The 18,266-nt window shown below is 35.9% G+C and carries 15 protein-coding genes and 1 riboswitch; all 15 genes read left to right on the top strand.

The window, feature by feature from the left end:
- Window positions 1-300 precede the first annotated feature (300 nt).
- The 15 genes from IC621_RS15540 (at window position 301) to IC621_RS15470 (ending at window position 18,257) form a co-directional block, all read left to right on the top strand.
- On the top strand, window positions 301-1,440 hold the full coding sequence (locus tag IC621_RS15540) for a THUMP domain-containing class I SAM-dependent RNA methyltransferase (protein WP_191159244.1): 1,140 nt from the start codon (window positions 301-303) through the stop codon (window positions 1,438-1,440).
- Window positions 1,441-1,595: 155 nt separating this feature from the next.
- Complete coding sequence (locus IC621_RS15535; protein ID WP_191159243.1) at window positions 1,596-1,790, top strand: hypothetical protein; 195 nt, start codon at window positions 1,596-1,598, stop codon at window positions 1,788-1,790.
- A 157-nt stretch (window positions 1,791-1,947) separates the two neighbouring features.
- Window positions 1,948-3,873: an ATP-dependent DNA helicase gene (locus IC621_RS15530; RefSeq protein ID WP_191159290.1), complete on the top strand. Its 1,926-nt coding sequence runs from the start codon at window positions 1,948-1,950 to the stop codon at window positions 3,871-3,873.
- Window positions 3,874-4,219: 346 nt separating this feature from the next.
- Entirely contained in the window at window positions 4,220-5,725 is a 1,506-nt protein-coding gene (locus IC621_RS15525; protein ID WP_191159242.1) for a carboxypeptidase M32, read from the top strand.
- 171 nt (window positions 5,726-5,896) lie between these two features.
- A riboswitch (purine riboswitch) is annotated at window positions 5,897-5,999 on the top strand.
- A gap of 200 nt (window positions 6,000-6,199) precedes the next feature.
- The gene (locus IC621_RS15520) at window positions 6,200-6,784 is read left to right on the top strand and encodes a xanthine phosphoribosyltransferase (protein WP_191159241.1); all 585 of its coding nucleotides are present in this window, start codon (window positions 6,200-6,202) and stop codon (window positions 6,782-6,784) included.
- Window positions 6,781-8,088: a nucleobase:cation symporter-2 family protein gene (locus tag IC621_RS15515; protein ID WP_191159240.1), complete on the top strand. Its 1,308-nt coding sequence runs from the start codon at window positions 6,781-6,783 to the stop codon at window positions 8,086-8,088. Before IC621_RS15520 ends, IC621_RS15515 begins: the two co-directional genes overlap by 4 nt.
- 109 nt (window positions 8,089-8,197) lie before the next feature.
- On the top strand, window positions 8,198-8,740 hold the full coding sequence (locus IC621_RS15510) for a GNAT family N-acetyltransferase (protein ID WP_191159239.1): 543 nt from the start codon (window positions 8,198-8,200) through the stop codon (window positions 8,738-8,740).
- 533 nt (window positions 8,741-9,273) lie between these two features.
- Entirely contained in the window at window positions 9,274-10,374 is a 1,101-nt protein-coding gene (locus IC621_RS15505; protein ID WP_191159238.1) for a type III polyketide synthase, read from the top strand.
- The gene (locus tag IC621_RS15500) at window positions 10,374-10,925 is read left to right on the top strand and encodes an isoprenylcysteine carboxyl methyltransferase family protein (RefSeq protein WP_318153062.1); all 552 of its coding nucleotides are present in this window, start codon (window positions 10,374-10,376) and stop codon (window positions 10,923-10,925) included. The genes IC621_RS15505 and IC621_RS15500 overlap by 1 nt, the downstream gene beginning before the upstream one ends.
- A gap of 633 nt (window positions 10,926-11,558) precedes the next feature.
- Complete coding sequence (locus IC621_RS15495; RefSeq protein WP_191159236.1) at window positions 11,559-15,131, top strand: dynamin family protein; 3,573 nt, start codon at window positions 11,559-11,561, stop codon at window positions 15,129-15,131.
- A gap of 186 nt (window positions 15,132-15,317) precedes the next feature.
- Window positions 15,318-15,575, top strand: a complete 258-nt coding sequence (locus tag IC621_RS15490; RefSeq protein WP_191159235.1) for a YpbS family protein — start codon at window positions 15,318-15,320, stop codon at window positions 15,573-15,575.
- A 109-nt stretch (window positions 15,576-15,684) separates the two neighbouring features.
- The gene (locus IC621_RS15485; RefSeq protein WP_191159234.1) at window positions 15,685-15,822 is read left to right on the top strand and encodes a hypothetical protein; all 138 of its coding nucleotides are present in this window, start codon (window positions 15,685-15,687) and stop codon (window positions 15,820-15,822) included.
- Between the two features lie 259 nt (window positions 15,823-16,081).
- A complete protein-coding gene (locus IC621_RS15480) occupies window positions 16,082-16,639 on the top strand; it encodes a cysteine hydrolase family protein (protein WP_191159233.1) in 558 nt (185 codons plus the stop codon).
- 262 nt (window positions 16,640-16,901) lie between these two features.
- Window positions 16,902-17,159: a hypothetical protein gene (locus IC621_RS15475; protein WP_191159232.1), complete on the top strand. Its 258-nt coding sequence runs from the start codon at window positions 16,902-16,904 to the stop codon at window positions 17,157-17,159.
- 210 nt (window positions 17,160-17,369) lie between these two features.
- On the top strand, window positions 17,370-18,257 hold the full coding sequence (locus IC621_RS15470) for a 5'-3' exonuclease (protein ID WP_191159231.1): 888 nt from the start codon (window positions 17,370-17,372) through the stop codon (window positions 18,255-18,257).
- The last annotated feature ends 9 nt before the right edge of the window (window positions 18,258-18,266 follow it).

Here is an 18,266-nt window from a genome sequence, read left to right as displayed (position 1 = left end):
GTCGTGGTGCCGGGCAGGCATAAGGCCGTGACGCCCTTGCAGGCCGAGCGCCATTGGCCCAATAGGTCTCAGGGTGAATCCCTGCCGGCTCGCCTTGTGCTTGTCGCCGAAGGACTAGCGCTCTGCGCTTTTCGTTCCAAAGAAATAATGATATGGTTGAATTAAACTATCAGCTGATTAAAGTAGGTTTTTGTTGTCCAGCTACAGCATTTTACCAGATTTTTGAGTTCACAAGCAAGGCGTGGCTTAATGAGGCTTGGACTCTTCGTTTATACTACTAGTAAAGGGCTAGGTGAATATATGGGTAAATTAACTCTGATTGCTACAGCGGCAATGGGATTAGAAGCCTTAGTAGCGAAAGAAGTAAAGGATCTCGGCTATGAGTGTACTGTTGAAAATGGGAAAGTAACCTTTGAAGCAGATGAAACGGCTATTTGCCGCACAAATTTATGGCTAAGAACGGCTGATCGGATAAAACTAAAAATTGGTGAATTTCAAGCAACATCATTTGACGAGCTTTTTGAAAAAACCAAAGCGTTAAATTGGGGAGATTATATCCCTGCAAATGCAGAATTTCCTGTTGTTGGAAAATCGGTTAAATCAAAGCTTGCAAGTGTCCCAGATTGTCAGAAAATCGTAAAAAAAGCAGTCGTAGATCATTTGAAAAAATACCATAACATGACCAGTGATTGGTTTAGTGAACAAGGTCCTTTATACCGGATTGAGGTTGCCCTACATAAAGATACTGCAACTTTAACGATTGATACGAGCGGCACTGGACTGCATAAGCGCGGCTTTAGAATTGATCAAGGTGAAGCCCCTCTAAAGGAAACACTTGCAGCAGCCTTGATCATGCTTACAAATTGGAATCCAGAAAAGCCCTTTGTCGATCCTTTTTGCGGCTCAGGTACTATCCCAATAGAGGCAGCTTTAATTGGGCAAAATATTGCTCCAGGCTTTAATCGAGAATTTGTATCAGAAACGTGGGATTGGATTGGGAAAGAAAAGTGGCAGAAAGCCCGGATGGAAGTTGAAGATCTTGCTAATTATGATCAAGCAATTGACATACACGGATACGATATTGACCACAAAATGATTGATGTGGCAAAAACAAATGCAGAGGAAGCCGGCTTTGCAGACCTCATTCAGTTTAAGCAAATGCAGGTGAGAGACTTTACAACCTCTAAAGAATACGGTGTTATCGTAGGAAATCCTCCTTATGGTGAACGTCTTGGTGAAAAACGTGCTGTTGAAAAAATGTATGAAGAAATGGGACAAGCTTTTCACGGCCTTGATACATGGTCTATCTATATGCTAACTTCACATGAAGGTTTTGAAAAATTTTACGGTAAGCAAGCAACGAAAAAAAGAAAGCTTTTCAATGGCTTTATTAAAACAGACTTTTATCAATTCTGGGGAAAACGGCCTCCTAAAAAATAAACCTCTGCTTTGGGGTTTATTTTTGTTTTGTGCCGCTTTAACTCTCATAAATAATCAGAATGGTAGCTGGTCCACTTTTTAATGCATAAATGATCTAGTACGCTCATAAAATATAAACATTCCTTAAAACAAGATGTAAAGGAGTGTTAAAGCCTGTGTTAAAACATAATGATTTTCAACTTATTTCAAAGGCATTGCAATCTTCTTTTCTTTCTTTAGAAAATGAGAATGAAACATTTGATCAAGGTGCACTTCAAACTGCTCAATCGGATTTAATTAAAGCATACGCTTTTGCACACTCCATTGACCATCATTTGATCCTGCAAACTGAAGGCGAAAAAAGAAGCTGAGATGGCTTCTTTTTTTGCTCTACATACTAAACCAAGGCTATAATCTTAATCTCAACGATTTTTAATAAATACAAAGCCCTTGCCGCTACATCAAGAAAGTGATAGTATAGAAGTTCTGAATATGAATACGTTTTGTGGAATTGGGGGGCTGGTTTACTTGTCTACGTCACGTTTACCTTTTGCTTTATCTAAGGATGAAACCTTTTATCAGGGGTTAAATAATTGGGTCGGAGATGTTTTTTACGATATTTTACCCGAGAAAGGGTTTGACCTTAGGGATGAACAAATTTTTATGGCTTTTCAAATGGAACGGGCATTTCGAGAAAAAAAGGTCGTATTTGCTGAAGCAGGAGTTGGAACTGGGAAAACAATTGTGTATCTCCTTTATGCGTTAAGCTATGCTCGTTATACTGGAAAACCAGCAATTATTGCATGTGCTGATGAAACGCTTATTGAACAGCTTATTAAAGAAGAAGGAGATATCGGGAAAATTTCGAAGATGCTGGATTTATCGATTGATGTTCGTCTAAGCAAATCACAAGAACAATACCTCTGTTTAAAAAAATTAAACAAGACTCTCGAAAGCACAGATAACCCTAAATTTTTGGATATATACGAAGAGCTCCCAGCTTTTGTTCACGAACAGACCGGGATGCAGACTTTTTATCCCTATGGAGATCGAAAGCAGTATCCATTTTTAAATGATAAGGATTGGGCAAGTATTTCCTGGGATTCTTTTCAAGATTGCCTGGCATGTGATCTTCGTCATCGCTGTGGTTTAACACTTTCAAGAGACCATTATCGAAAATCTACTGATTTGATTATCTGTTCACATGACTTTTACATGGAACATGTTTGGACATATGATTCTAGGAAAAGAGAAGGCCAACTACCGTTATTGCCTGAATACAGCTGTGTAGTTTTTGATGAAGGACACCTCTTGGAATATGCTGCTCAAAAAGCGCTTACCTTCCGGATTAAACAAAGTACATTGCAAAACTTATTAGAGAGACTTTTGCAAAATGAAATTCGAGAAGAGTTTGCTAATCTAGTTGAGTCCGCATTGTTGATCTATGATGAATTCTTTTATCAGCTAGAAAAATCGTCAAGTAAAATAGAAGGCTCTCACCGAATGAATATTTTTCTGAATCCAAAGCTAAGGGCTGCAGGAGAAAACCTGCAAATCGTTTTAGGGGAAATTGGAGAGGCGCTGGTCTTTGAAAGTGAACTGTATACAATTGAACAATATGAACTAACAATTGTAGAAGAGTCCTTGGATCAAATAGAATATTCCATGTCCTTATTCAATCGTGATGACTCTGCAATTTGCTGGCTGGAATGGCAAGGCAAGGATTATTCCCTTGTAATTATGCCAAGAACCGTTGAGGAGGTATTAAAAGAGAAGGTGTTTTCTCAACAGAAACCATTTATCTTTTCTTCAGCAACTTTATCTGAAAATAATTCGTTTGATTATTTGGCAGATAGTCTTGGAATAGAGGAATTCCAATCCATGTCAGTTGAATCACCTTTTGATTATAAAAAACAAATGACAATTGAATCCATTTCCGTGGATGACTCAATTGAAAAAGCTTCCTATACATTGATGCAAATTGAAAAAACTGGTGGACGAACTCTCGTTTTGTTTACAAGTTTTGAAGAACTAGAGTTTTTTAAAGAAAAGGCGATGAATACAGAGCTTCCCTATAATTTTTATTATGAAGGAACAGAAGAAATTTCAACACTTGTTTCTAAATTCCAACAGGATGAAACTTCTGTATTATGTGCGGTTCATATGTGGGAAGGGTTAGATGTCCCAGGGCAGTCCCTGTCTCAGGTAATCATATCGGCGCTTCCATTTCCTCCGAATGATCCGGTTTTTGAAGCAAAAAGAAAATCAAAGAATGACGCATTTGAACAAGTTGATCTTCCATACATGTTATTAAGGCTAAGACAGGGAATTGGCCGCTTGATCAGATCTTCAGATGATAAAGGAAAAATCACATTATTTATTGATTCTGAGATAAATGAGGATGTTTTAAGTAAAGTATTAGCTGTTCTGCCTGTACAACCTATAATCAAATAATCAGTTTGTTTCAAAACATACAAACATGAATAAGACATCTTTACAAATACGCTGACTCTTTAAAAGGAGTTAGCTTTTTTTTGTAATTGGAAAATTATGAAATTTAAAGTCTTAACGTATTAGAGAGTGCTTTCGTGGTTCAGCTCTGAACGCCATCGGCCCTTACGTCACAAGGTCAATCTGTCAGGAAGGCTTGCGTTTGTGCTTGTCTCCGATAGGCGGGGCTCTTATTTTTCATTCTATCCCTCTAGATATTCTTTTCTTTATTTCTTATTCATTGACCTTTTCTAATAGGTAGATTATTCTAAAAATTGTAAGGAAATCTTTATTTTTTGGGGGACTGAAAATGATAAATATAGAAAAAAATTATTATGATTTATTACAAAAAATAAGCAGTTATGAAGAAGCAGTGGGATTAATGTATTGGGATTTGCGTACAGGCGCACCGAAAAAAGCAGTAGATCAAAGATCGCAGGCAATCGGAGTACTTTCTACAGAAATCTTTCAATTGAAAACTTCCGAGGAAATGAATACATACATATGTGAATTACTAAATGATGAGGTAAAAGGTCAATTATCAGAAAAAACGTTAAGATCGCTTGCTGAAAGTAAAAAGGAATACGATTTATTTAGTAAAATACCTGCTGATGAGTATAAGGAATATGTGATCCTGCAGTCAAAAGCAGAATCTGTTTGGGAAGAAGCTAAAGATAAGTCAGACTATCAATTGTTTGCCCCATATTTAAAGAATATTGTTGAATACACGAAAAAGTTTATTGGTTACTGGGGCTACAATGGGAACAAATATAATACTCTTTTGGACCAATATGAACCAGGAATAACGGTTGATGTGCTCGATCGTGTTTTTGGCCAGCTCAGAGAATACATTGTTCCTTTAGTGAAGGAAATTTCCGAATCTCCGTATCAACCGAAAACTGACTTTTTATTTAAACCATTTCCAAAGGAAAACCAAAAGCTGCTTAGTGAGTTTTTCTTAAAAGAAATTGGCTATGATTTTGAGGCAGGAAGATTAGATGAAACGGTCCATCCTTTTGCTACAACATTAAATCAAGGCGATGTTCGTGTAACAACAAAATACGATGAAACTGATTTTAGAACAGCGATCTTTGGTACGATTCACGAATGTGGACACGCGGTATACGAGCAAAATATTTCAGAGGATTTGGCGGGAACCAATTTATCAGGTGGAGCTTCCATGGGAATCCATGAATCACAATCGCTGTTCCATGAAAACTTTATTGGTCGAAATTATGGATTTTGGAAACGGTACTACAGCAAATTAATAGATTACTCTCCAGAACAATTCGAAGAAGTCTCACTTGACGAATTTTTTGAAGCCATTAATGAGTCAAAGCCATCATTAATAAGAATAGAAGCAGATGAACTGACTTATCCGCTCCACATAATGATTCGTTACGAGATCGAGAAAGCTTTGTTCAATGATGAATTAACAGTTGAAGAGCTTCCGGAGGTGTGGAATCAGAAATATGAAGAGTACTTAGGAATTACACCTCCAAATGACGCAAAAGGTGTGCTTCAAGATGTTCACTGGTCCGGAGGCAGCTTTGGCTATTTTCCCTCCTATGCACTGGGCTATATGTACGCGGCACAGCTTAAGCAAACAATCTTAAAAGATTTGCCGAATTATGATGAGCTAATCGAAAATGGCCATTTTTCTGTTATCAAAGAATGGCTGACAAAGAATATTCATCAATATGGGAAAATGAAACAGCCTTTAGAGATTTTGCAGGATGTAACAGGTGAGGGATTGAATGTCCAATATTTAATTAACTATCTTGATGAAAAATATCGTGCACTTTACAAACTTTAAATTGATTATAGAGGACTGAGGTGGCTAGCTTTGGTCCTTTTTTGTATAAAATTTTCGATGATCATCATGTTTTATTGATAAAAATACGAACATTTTAATTTAAATGCAAAAATTAAGTTCGCCTTTTGTTTGGATTAGTCTTTTCAAGGTGATAATATCCTGCTATAATTCAATTAATTAAATAATTGTACTCATATAAAGACAGGAATATGGCTTGTAAAGTTTCTACCGAATTACCGTAAATAATTCGACTATGAGTAAGCTAACGGTTAAATGAGACAAGTTTTTTACGACTCTTATTTAAGCATTGCTTGCTCTTAATCCGGGCATGCAATGCTTTTTTTATATAATTTTTACCTTCAATAAGGGATTTCAGTATAAAAGTGTGCTCGCCCTAGGCTGAGCAAGGCGCTCCCACTTTTCGTTCTTAAACATTTCAAAAGCAGGACTCATATATTCAGGAGGTTTAAAAAAATGAAAGTATTAAAAGAAAAAGTTATCACAGACGGAGTAGTTTTATCTGATCAAATATTAAAGGTCGATTCATTTTTGAATCACCAGATCGATCCCTTGCTAATGAAACAGATAGGTGAGGAATTTGCGGAGAGGTTTAAACATGGAGGGGTGACAAAGATTCTAACTCTAGAATCTTCAGGTATTGCCCCTTCGGTCATGACAGGACTTTGCCTTGATGTTCCGGTTGTTTTTGCAAGAAAAAGAAAGTCATTAACATTGCAAAATAAGCTGTTAACAGCAAGTGTATATTCTTTTACAAAGCAAGAAGAAAGCAAAATAGCTGTTTCAAGTGAACATCTATCCGCCTCTGATGTTGTCCTTGTAATTGATGATTTTTTAGCTAATGGTCAAGCGGCTAGAGGGTTAATTCATATTGTAGAACAAGCAGGTGCTAAACTAGCGGGAATTGGAATTGTAATTGAGAAATCATTCCAAGAAGGAGCTTCACCTCTAAGGGAAAAAGGAATTAAAGTAGAATCCTTAGTGCGAATTAAATCCTTAAAAGACGGTAAGATAGAATTTGTTAAGGAGGCAAACGTATGAAAACATCTTCCATAAAAACTTTTTCGTTAGGTATTCAGCATGTCCTGGCGATGTATGCAGGAGCTATTATTGTTCCTTTAATTGTTGGAAGCTCATTAGGATTAAACCCTGCCCAATTAACCTATCTTGTCTCGATTGATATTTTCATGTGTGGAATTGCGACACTGCTTCAAGTTTGGAGAAACAAATTTTTCGGGATTGGACTTCCGGTTGTTTTAGGTTGTACGTTTACAGCAGTAGGCCCAATGATTGCCATAGGAGCTGAATATGGGATTACAACTATTTACGGTTCAATTATTGCTTCAGGTCTTTTCGTTATTTTAGTAGCTGGTATATTTGGCAGGCTTGTTAGGTTTTTCCCTCCTGTTGTGACTGGCTCAGTTGTCACTATCATCGGGATCACTCTTATTCCTGTAGCAATGAACAATATGGCAGGCGGACAAGGGAGTGAGGACTTTGGTTCAGTTCCCAATTTGATCCTTGCATTTGGAGTATTAACATTTATTATCCTACTAAACCGCTTTACAAAAGGGTTTATTCGGGCAATTTCTATTTTAATCGGAATAGTAGCAGGTACGTTAACTGCAGCAGCAATGGGCAAGGTTAATATGCAGGCAGTAAATGAAGCATCGTGGTTTCAAATCGGACAGCCTTTTTACTTTGGTATTCCAACATTTGAGCTTACTCCAATTTTAACGATGATCCTAGTGGCAATCGTAAGTATGGTGGAATCAACAGGAGTTTATCTTGCCTTGGGAGATATAACAAAGCGTGATTTGGAAAAAGAGGACCTTGCAAAAGGGTATCGCGCAGAAGGAATTGCGTACCTATTAGGAGGAATCTTTAACGCTTTCCCATACACCGCTTTTTCCCAAAATGTGGGCTTGGTCCAGCTGTCAGGCATAAAGAAAAACAATGTTATTTTCACTGCTGGAGGAATTTTAGTCGTTCTTGGAATTGTCCCAAAAATTGCTGCATTTACAACTGTCATCCCTGAACCAGTGTTAGGTGGAGCGATGGTTGCTATGTTTGGAATGGTTATGGCATATGGAATAAAGATGCTGAGCCAGGTCGACTTCAATTCACAAGGAAATCTGTTAATTATTGCTTGCTCAGTTGGAATAGGGTTGGGAGTAACAGCCGTTCCGGATGTGTTTGTCAATCTTCCTGAATCAGTAAAAATTTTAACGAATAGCGGGATTGTAATTGGAAGTTTAACGGCCATTATATTAAATATCGTTTTTTACATTATTCCGTCACGAAAGTCACAAACTATTCCTGTTCTAAAAGAAAAGCATTCCTAGTATTCAAAGTCTCCATTGAGGAGGCTTTTTTTTTGGAAGAAATCATGTGACTAGAATAATGATTTTCTCTTAGGTTGTTGAGACATAATATGAACAAGGAGTTGAAGGTATGTTATTACAACAAGAATTAATCAAATCATTCAACGCTAAAAACGGACAAGAAGTGATCCTAAGACCCGTTCGGAAAAGTGATGCCGAGGATATTATCGAAGCTGTTAAATCCATTTTAGATTCTGGATTATATATTCAAAAGGAAGCTCCCAGAACGATTGAAGAAGAACGCGCATTTATTGATAAAATAAAAAAGAATGATCATATGTACACAGCGGCTGAATTAGATGGTAAGGTAGTGGGAATTGCAAGAGTCATGCGAGGTGAATTGGAAATGAAGCGGCATACAGGACTGTTTCGAACATGGCTTCATGAAACAGTACAAGGATTAGGTATAGGAAAGGAATTAATGAATTATACACTAGAGTGGTGTAAAATTCATCAATTACATAAACTATGCTTAACTGTTTTCACCTCAAACGACATTGCGACGAAATTATATGAACGAGTTGGATTTATTATTGAAGGAGTTCAAAAGGAGCAAGTATACCTAAACGGTGAATACGATGATGAAATGTTTATGGCTTATTTCTTTGAATGATAAGAATAAGGGAAACACAATAATTACCAGTCATTTTTAATTAGATTCAAGTTATAATAAAAGGGCACAGCAACAAAACCTTTAAAACGTCTTAAGCCTTTTCCTAAAGCATAGGGGAAGGTTTTTTTTATTGTCGGAAAGATCAAGTTAATTAAAGTAGTAAGGTGCAAAAAGAGTAATCGTTGTCCAGCGCAGACGGACAGGAAGTCCTAGTGCCGGCAGGCATAAGGCCGTGACGCCTTTAACGGCCGAGTGTCATCGGCTCTTAGTTCTTAGGGGCAATCCTGTCAAGAAGGTTAAAGAACAACCTTCTTGACTTGACGGCTATCCCGAGTGCTTGTCGCTGATAGACGGGCGCTCTGCGCTTTTCGTTCTTTTTATCCTGGAGCCTTCATCACATAAGGGTCAACCTTTTCTTTTTACTAGCTCGTCTATGCAATGTACCCATAGACAAACACCTTAAGTTTTCTTTGTATATCTACCTTGTTATTGGAAATAGTAACCATAAGTAGTCTTATGAGTGAGGGATATGAATGGGGTATATTTTATCGGCTGGTACAAGTTATCCTGCTTATGAAATGAAACAGGATTCAGTTGTTGAATTTGCCAGAGAGCTGTTTCAAGATACATATAAAGACATTGATCGGTTGTTAAAGGTTTTTCATAATGGTGAAATTAAATCCAGGCAGTTTTCACAAAAGCTGGATTGGTACAAAGAAAACCATACCTTTGAAGATAAAAATAATACATATATTCAGCAAGCTGTTTTACATGGGGTTAGGGCCATATCCAATTGTTTGAGTCACTCCTTTTTTTTAAAACAGCCGGTTAGTGAAAAAGAGGTTGAAGCAATTTTCTTTATTTCAAGCACGGGGATTTCAACTCCAAGTATTGATGCAAAGATTATGAACCAGCTGCCGTTTAAAGAAACGACGAAGCGAATCCCTATTTGGGGATTAGGCTGTGCTGGCGGAGCATCTGGGTTATCAAGAGCTTATGATTATGTTAAAGCATACCCAAAAGCAAATGTACTTGTTTTAGCTGTTGAGCTTTGCAGTCTGACATTTCAGAGGGATGACTTGTCAAAAAGCAATTTAATTGGGAGTTCATTATTTTCGGATGGTACTGCTGCCATACTCATTTCCGGGAAGAATTCCACCTTATTAAAGCAGTCTGCTTGCCCTGCTTTGCCAAACATTATCGCAACAAAATCTGTTTTTATGAGAGATTCAGAAGATGTTATGGGATGGAATATAAAAAACAATGGACTTTACGTTGTTTTTTCAAGAGATATCCCTTTTATTATAAAAAAATGGCTTCGTCCAAGCGTTCAGGAGTTTTTACAGGAAAACTCCATTTCCTTAAGTGACTTGAAAGTATTCCTCGCTCATCCAGGAGGAAAAAAGGTATTGCAGGCTTATCAAGATAGCCTTCAATTATCTGAGGATCTTCTTTCCACATCAAAAGAAATTTTGGAGAGGCACGGAAATATGTCTTCTGTTACTGTAATGTATGTGATCAAATCTTATATGGAAAAAAATAAAGGAATCGCAGGCGATTTTGGAATGATCGGTGCCTTGGGACCTGGTTTTTCAAGCGAACTGTTATTAGTAAAGTGGAAGGAGATAAGATGATGATGTATGTTGTGTTCGCTTTCCTGCTTGCTCAAAGGGTGTCAGAGTTGTTCATCGCTAATAGGAATGAAAAATGGATGAAGGCACAGGGAGCCAGAGAGTATGCAAAAGAGCATTATCCTTTTATTGTCGGTTTACATGTGCTGTTTTTGCTTTCATTTTTTATTGAAGTCACAGTATTTCATAAAACATTATCCCCCTTATGGTTTCTATTATTGCCCCTAATTATTTTTACACAATTGATTCGTTATTGGGCGATTTATTCCCTGGGTCCATACTGGAATACAAAAATTATCGTCATGCCAGGCACAAACGTCATTTTAAAAGGGCCTTATAAATTTTTAAAGCATCCAAATTATACAGTTGTGGCTCTGGAAATCATCCTTTTTCCGCTGCTTTTTAACGCCTATCTAACCGCTGTCATGTTTACCGTGTTGAATGTTATTCTGATGAAAATTAGGATACCTGCCGAGGAAAAAGTCTTAGAAACGGTTACTGATTATAGATCTATATTTGCAACAAAAAGCCGGTTTATTCCGAAAAGAAAATAAAGTGAAACTTCTATCAGCGGGGTTTTTATTCATCAGCCTACTGATGGTTAGATGAGGCAGTGAGGATATCACACAGACGAGGACATAAGGACGCGGCGTGTTCCTTTTTCGGACACCTGCGGGAAGTTTATCCCTGCCTATCTTCTTGTTTCTGTAAAAGCTTGAAAAGATAGTTTACTGACCGTAAAGTGTAAGATAAATTTATTATTGAAAATGATTTTCATTAATGATAAGCTTACTATATAATGAAAACTATTCTCAAGTAGGAAAAGGCTGGTGTATACGATGACAATGATTTTTCTAGCTGGAACTGTCGTAACATACTCGGTTCTAATCGGCTATGTATTGAAAAAAGTAGACACTCAGGTATAGGAATAGTCAGACGGTAAACTCGGCATTGGCCGGGTTTTTTGTTTATAATAAAAATTTTTAAATATGGATTACCATCTATATTTTTTCGTTGTTCAAATACGACCCCTAACACTTTATCTTGGACAAGTTGATATGCGCTGCATTACCATCAAACTTTTGGAAAAGCTTCACTTTATCCATATTTCTGTCGTACAATAAATGAAAGTTTTGCTGGTTTCTTGTAAAATAATAATAGTGATTTCTTAGCAAAGGGGAAACATCATGAACAATCTGATACTGACATCTTCAATTTTACCGAATTCCATTAAATTGTATGATGAATTTATGAACAGACACGACACGATCAGAGCGAATAAACTGCTAGATATAATCGAAAAAGTGTATCAAAAGCAGCTTTATATTGCATTTACAGGCCATTTTTCTGCAGGTAAATCCTCAATGATTAATGAGGTCGTTGGCGAACATGTTTTACCGACAAGCCCGATCCCTACTAGTGCAAACATTGTTTTGCTGCAAAGGGGGGAGAAAAAGGTTAAAATTACTCTTCACAATGGTAAAACGACTCAAATTGATGGCGAATATGATATTGAAAAGATTAAAGGGTATTGCAAACAGGGAGAAGAAATTCAAAAGCTGAGCATTTTTGATAACAATTTTCAAATTTCAAATCATTTGACTATTATTGATACTCCGGGGATTGATTCCACCGATCAAGCCCATAAGTTGGCAACGGAATCAACTTTACATACGTCAGACTATTTATTTTACATTGTGGATTATAACCATGTTCAATCAGAGGAGAACTTTGCATTTGTTAGTGAAATGCTTGAAAAAGGTAAAAACCTTTACTTTATTATTAATCAAATCGACAAACACCGTGAAGAGGAAGGCGATTTTCTTACCTACCGAACAAAGATCAACTCAGCTCTCACTCAGCTAGGTTTAAAAGAAAACCATATATATTATACCTCGTTAAGAAATAAGGATTATCCATATAATGAATTATCGCAGGTTAAACAATTGTTTAATGCCATAATAAAAGAGGGACAGGAACAAATTTTCTCACTTGCTCAACAACATATAAATGGATTAGTGGAAGAGCATTTACAATTTATAGAGGATCAAGAGCAATTCCAACGAAATGAAAAAGTTGCTATTGAGGAAAAATTGAAAGAAGAAAAAGCCTTGCTTGATCAAACAACGAATCAAGTAACCAACCTAAATGAACAAGCTGAGCGATTAGAGAAAGAGTTAAAAAATCAAGTTCAGCAAATTTTGAAAAACGCTAATATAATACCTTTCGAAACAAGAGAAAAAGCAAAACGTTTTATTGAATCACAGGCACCTCAATTTAAAGTAGGACTATTTTTCAGCCAGAAGAAAACGGAACAGGAAAAAAATCACCGTGCAGATCGCCTTCTGGAAGATTTAGCAGCGCATACAAAAGCCAATATTGATTGGCATATGACAAACCTTTTTATGAATAAATATCAGAGCTCTGGTGTTAAAGATGAAGAAATAATCAATATCATACAATCTTTTAAAACTGAGATCGATCAAAAGCTTCTTCAAACGACCATTAAAAAAGGGGCTTCATTTACTGATCAATATGTCATGACTTATTCAACTGATATAAGTGAAGCGATTAAACAGCGTGCTAGGGAACAAACGAATAATTTAATCCATACTTTTATAAAACAGCTAAGAGAGTCAAACTCTTTAGCCATTGAAGAGCTTGAAGAAAAGCAACATTCCTATAAAGAATCTATTCAGAAATATGAAGGGGAAATGATCAAAATAAATCGTTTACTGCTTTATCAAGGGCAATTATTTTCCGTTCTTGAAAAACAGATTGAAGAACCTTTTGAAGTAAAGGATTGGCTGGATAGTGTGAGCAAAAAAAATATAGAAGTACATGAACAATGGTCTTTAAGAGAAAGCAAGAAGGTTGAAAAAGAGGATAGACCTTCTATTTCAATAAAAAAAGACAGGGTAGTCGATTCAGATAAAATTCTAAAGGCTTTGAAAAATACTTTCAAGACTATTCAGCCGTTGGAAGACTTTCAATTTTTATCTGACTCCTTAATGGATAGGTTATCTTCGATCGAGCAAAAAACTTTTACTGTTGCTTTGTTTGGAGCTTTTAGTGCAGGTAAATCTTCTTTCGCTAACGCATTGATAGGAGAGAAAGTTTTGCCATCATCGCCTACACCGACTACTGCAACAATCAATAAAATTGCCCCTGTTTCATCTGATTATCCTCATGGGACAGTTTCTATTTATTTGAAAAATGAAGAGGAATTTTTAGCGGATTTAAATGGGATGATACTGGATGTAAGTACGGAAGCAAAATCCTTAGAGGAAGCTTTTAAAAAAATCGAAAAGCTGGTTAATAAAAACCAACTTGAAGAACGGTATAAAGTATATCTTCAAGCAATCACTGAATATAAAAGCTATCCTAGTAAATTTGTCAGCTCTACTCTTTCAGAATTTTCTACATTTGTAGCTGAAGAAGATAAAGCTTGCTATGTAAAAGAAGTCATCATTTATTATGATTGCAAGCTAACCAGACAGGGCATTACACTTGTTGATACTCCAGGTGCGGATTCTCTTCATAAAAGACATACTGAAGTAGCATTCAGCTATATTAAAAATGCTGATGCCATTTTATTTCTAACCTACTACAATCATCCTTTTTCAAAGGGTGACCAAAGGTTTTTAAAACAGCTGGGCCGGGTAAAAGATGCCTTCTCTTTAGACAAAATGTTTTTTATTATAAATGCAATTGACCTTGCATCGAATGAGGAAGAGATTCTCGATGTGAAAAATTATATTGACGGTCAATTAACCCGCCAGGATATTCGCCAGGCAAGAATCTACGGTGTGTCAAGCTTAAACGAATTATTCAATCAAAAAAACAAAAACGAGGATGATTTCAAAGTTTTTCGCAAGGATTTTACTCGATTTATCAAGCATGATTTAATGGAAGCAACATTGCTGTCTGCTGAAAATGAAATTGCAAAAGTTTCTAATTATCTAAACAAAATTATTGAATCGAGCCAAAAAAAACAGTCTGAAAAAGAAAACGAGATTTTCCATTTAAGGAACGAGCAGCAGCTTTTATTACAAACGATACACAAAAACAGCCCGGAAATTTTAGAAAAACAAATTAAAAGTGAATTGGCAGAACAGGTTCACTATATTAAGCAACGTATCGGCTTTCAGTATCCTAATTTTTTTAAAGAAGCATTTCACCCTGGCGTATTTAGAGATCAAAAACCCACCATTGCACTTGATAAGTCTGTAACAGAATTAATTCAATCCATTCATTTTGAAATAGACCAAGAGCTTTCTGCTTTGATCATTCGAAGTGAACAATATCTAAAGTCATTATTAACGAATTGGATAAAAGAGAAGAAAGAAGATGTAATAATATTGAACAGTGAGATGATCTTATCTCAGCCTTCATTAACTGATTTTAGTATACCGACGCTTCATGTAACAATAAATGAATTAAAATCAAGCTTCTTCAAAGATGAATTGAAGTTATTTAAAGGCACTAAATCCTTTTTTGAACAAAATCAAAAACAAATGATGAGTGAGGCGGTATGGCAGAAAATCGAAGAGCTGATTGAAAAACAATTAGCACTTAATGAAGAAAATTTCATTATTTCTTATACAAGCTTACTGACAAAAAAAATGGATGAGCTTGTTGCTAAATTTGAACATGAGATCAATCAAATGTACGAAAGCATGTTATTTTCTTTGGAGAAAGAACAGGATATTGCCGGACTCTTACATGCTAAGAATTCCTTGTCGGAATGGATTTCATGAACGGGGGAGATTCTTTGAATAAAAAAACGTACCAAGTATGTGCAACTTGTATCTATTTTATGGTTGAAAAAAAGCGGAGTTACTTTTGCAGCAGGCTTGGGTACGAAACGAAGCCAAACTATTCTTTCAAGTGCTGGACTCCAAAGGAGCAAGTGCTAAAATTAATGAAAAAAAGGGGAATACATCTTGACTAGTCTACACAAACAACTATCAGAGCACTCAAAAAACCAAAACAGAATTGTGAATGATTTCCTGAAACTTGATGCAATAAGAGAAGCAGCCATTGATGAAGTTGTTACGCATTGCCGAACAGGACAAAAATTTTCGGTGTTGAAAATAAATCAAGTCACAAAAGAAATTAATGATTTAGCAAAGAAGGGAATTATTCCCCAACGAAAATTTGTTACAGAGGAAATGGTTAAGGAATATGTATCAAAAAAATAAGCTGCCCCAATAGGTAATACATTCCTATTTAGGAATCAACCTCCATGCTTAGGAAGTCTGAGAAGACATAAACTAATCATGTCATTTCATCTTTTAAAGGGGGATTATGATGGGCAGAACTAAACTAGGTAATGCAAATGCACAGCGTAATAACAATAAAAAGAGAAAAAATGACTTTAATACTGAATTTGCTTCTTACGCAGAACATGAAGCAAGTAAATTAAACAGCAGCAAGAAAAAAAAATAATACTCGATTAAAGCTTATGAGGATATTTCTTCTTCATAAGCTTTTTGTTTTTGGAGGTATTTTAACTCTTTATTAATTACCTGTAGAAAGGTAAAAAGAGGATTTTACCGAATTGATGACGAACTAGGAATTGAACAAAATGTAAATGATATTGTTCTAAGATCAAATCAAAAAGAAGGAGGTTTTTATGAACATAAAAATAGAAGAACGGCATGAGGCAGGTACAGATTTATAAATGATATGAAAAGGAGTCTAAATTTTGAAACAAGCTTTGCTAGTCATTGATGCCCAGCAAGAATTAATTGATGGGAATAAAAATGAGAAAAGTGTATTTAATAAAGAAAAATTGTTGGATAATATAAATTCAGTTGTAAAAAAAGCATTAGAATCAAATGCTTTAGTAGTTTTTATGAGAGATAAAGATGTGGCTGATGGTGAAGGAAAAGGATTTCAAATACACCAGGATATTAAAATACCACCAGCTTCAAAAATCTTTGACAAAGAAGCTACAAATTCGTTTTATGGAACACCATTATTGGGATTTTTACAGGATAACCAGGTCGAACATCTCGTCATCATGGGGTGTAAAACAGAACATTGTATTGACACAGCAGTTAGAACCGCAACAATTAATTATTTTGATGTAACTCTAGTTGGTGATGGGCATTCAACGACTGATTCCTCAACCTTATCTGCCGAACAGATAATTAATCATCATAATGAACTACTTGATGGTCATTACAATGTCGATCATTTTTCTGATGTTAGAATTGCTCAAGAAGACCTGTTTAATCCGAATCATAACAACTACCGATAATGCAAAATAAAAGGTATATCCTTCAAATTAAATACCATATAATAAAAAGATTTGGGTTTGATTGTTGGAATTATGTCACAGGTAAGTAATTATTTTTTAAAGAGCCGCATTTTTCATAGAGAAAATGCGGCCCTTCGCTGTTCAAAGTAAATTTCTGTGTCAAACGATTCTCAATTGTTTTAGCACATGTTGATCATAACGTTGACAACAAAAAGGGATAATTACCTCAATAGAAAAAGTGATCTAATATGGAGGTTTTTAAGTGGACAATATTGATAAAAGAAATCGATTAGACGAAGCTCCTTTTAGTTACCGAGTCTCTAAATATAATACAGTTTTTCTTGATTTTAATGGGAAACAAGTGAAAATATTAAAAGGCAATGAGGCTGAAAAATTTTTAGAGAAAATTAAAATGGCTGAAGATGAAAAAGCAGTCCAATTGTTATTGGCAAAGGCAACGGGAAATTTTAAAAGAGGTAATGAACGGATGGTGAACACGAAGAAAAATGGAGATTTCTAAGCAAGTTAATCTCCTATAGGTATTCTTTAGACAAAAAAAGCTGATTTCTTTTCGCTTTAAAGAAAATCCGCTTTTTAGCTTATAAACAACTTAACGTTCTATTTTTAAAGGTTTGCTTGGTCAATAAACTTCAGCGAACTACCCAACAAAACACCAATTGTCGGTAAAATATGTTATAATTTTAGCATATTTGTTGAAAAGGAGATTTTTATGCGTGAACCGAAGCATTTATTATTAGTGGATGGGATGGCTCTCTTATTTAGGGCGTTTTTTGCGACAGCGGTCCATAGAAATTATATGGTGAATAGTAAAGGCATTCCGACTAATGGGGTAAGCGGCATGTTAAAGCATTTACTGTCAGCAATTGATACTTTTTCCCCATCACATGTTATTTGTTGCTGGGATATGGGCAGCAAGACGTTTAGAAATGAAATGTTCGCCTCTTATAAATCTAATCGGAACGAGCCGCCGCTCGAGCTAATTCCTCAATTTGAACTTGCAAAACAAGCAGTATCCACTTTAAATATCCGAAACATAGGCATTGAAGGCTATGAAGCAGATGACTGCATAGGAACATTAGCTGAAAAATTTCATCGGGACATGAAAGTATCTATCCTTACAGGTGATCGTGACCTGCTTCAGCTCTTAAAGCCGAATATTGAGGTTGTTCTTCTTCAAAAAGGAATTGGAAATTATAAAGTTTATAATGATCAAACCTTTACTGAAGAATATGGAATATCTCCAATAGGACTTATAGATGTAAAAGGGTTGATGGGGGATACAAGTGATAATTATCCAGGAGTGAAAGGGATTGGAGAGAAAACTGCCTACAAGCTTATTGCTAAATATCAATCAATAGAACGGATGCTAGAAAAACTTGAAGAACTGACAAAAGGCCAAAGAGCAAAAATTGAAGCTGAACTGGAAATGCTGCATCTTTCAAAAAAACTGGCAGCTATTCACTGTGAAGCCCCTGTTGAATGTGAAATTGAAAAAGCTATATTTACCTATGAGCATGAAAAAGTATTAATGAAGATTACAGAATTAGACATAAAAGGAATTATAAATCACATTGTAAGAAGAGGAGAGGCCATTTAGACCTCTCCG

This window comes from Metabacillus arenae (assembly GCF_014773385.1).
Lineage (GTDB): Bacteria > Bacillota > Bacilli > Bacillales > Bacillaceae > Metabacillus_D > Metabacillus_D arenae.
Note: the sequence above shows the minus strand (reverse complement) of the source record. Positions and strands in the feature narration are given on the sequence as shown.

Excerpts from the sequence above, each read along its gene's own strand:
- IC621_RS15540 (WP_191159244.1), top strand. The coding sequence starts at position 301 with ATGGGTAAATTAACTCTGATTGCTACAGCGGCAATGGGATTAGAAGCC.
- IC621_RS15525 (WP_191159242.1), top strand. The coding sequence starts at position 4,220 with ATGATAAATATAGAAAAAAATTATTATGATTTATTACAAAAAATAAGC.
- IC621_RS15520 (WP_191159241.1), top strand. The coding sequence starts at position 6,200 with ATGAAAGTATTAAAAGAAAAAGTTATCACAGACGGAGTAGTTTTATCT.
- IC621_RS15515 (WP_191159240.1), top strand. The coding sequence starts at position 6,781 with ATGAAAACATCTTCCATAAAAACTTTTTCGTTAGGTATTCAGCATGTC.
- IC621_RS15510 (WP_191159239.1), top strand. The coding sequence starts at position 8,198 with ATGTTATTACAACAAGAATTAATCAAATCATTCAACGCTAAAAACGGA.
- IC621_RS15505 (WP_191159238.1), top strand. The coding sequence starts at position 9,274 with ATGGGGTATATTTTATCGGCTGGTACAAGTTATCCTGCTTATGAAATG.
- IC621_RS15500 (WP_318153062.1), top strand. The coding sequence starts at position 10,374 with ATGATGTATGTTGTGTTCGCTTTCCTGCTTGCTCAAAGGGTGTCAGAG.
- IC621_RS15495 (WP_191159236.1), top strand. The coding sequence starts at position 11,559 with ATGAACAATCTGATACTGACATCTTCAATTTTACCGAATTCCATTAAA.
- IC621_RS15485 (WP_191159234.1), top strand. The coding sequence starts at position 15,685 with ATGGGCAGAACTAAACTAGGTAATGCAAATGCACAGCGTAATAACAAT.
- IC621_RS15470 (WP_191159231.1), top strand. The coding sequence starts at position 17,370 with ATGCGTGAACCGAAGCATTTATTATTAGTGGATGGGATGGCTCTCTTA.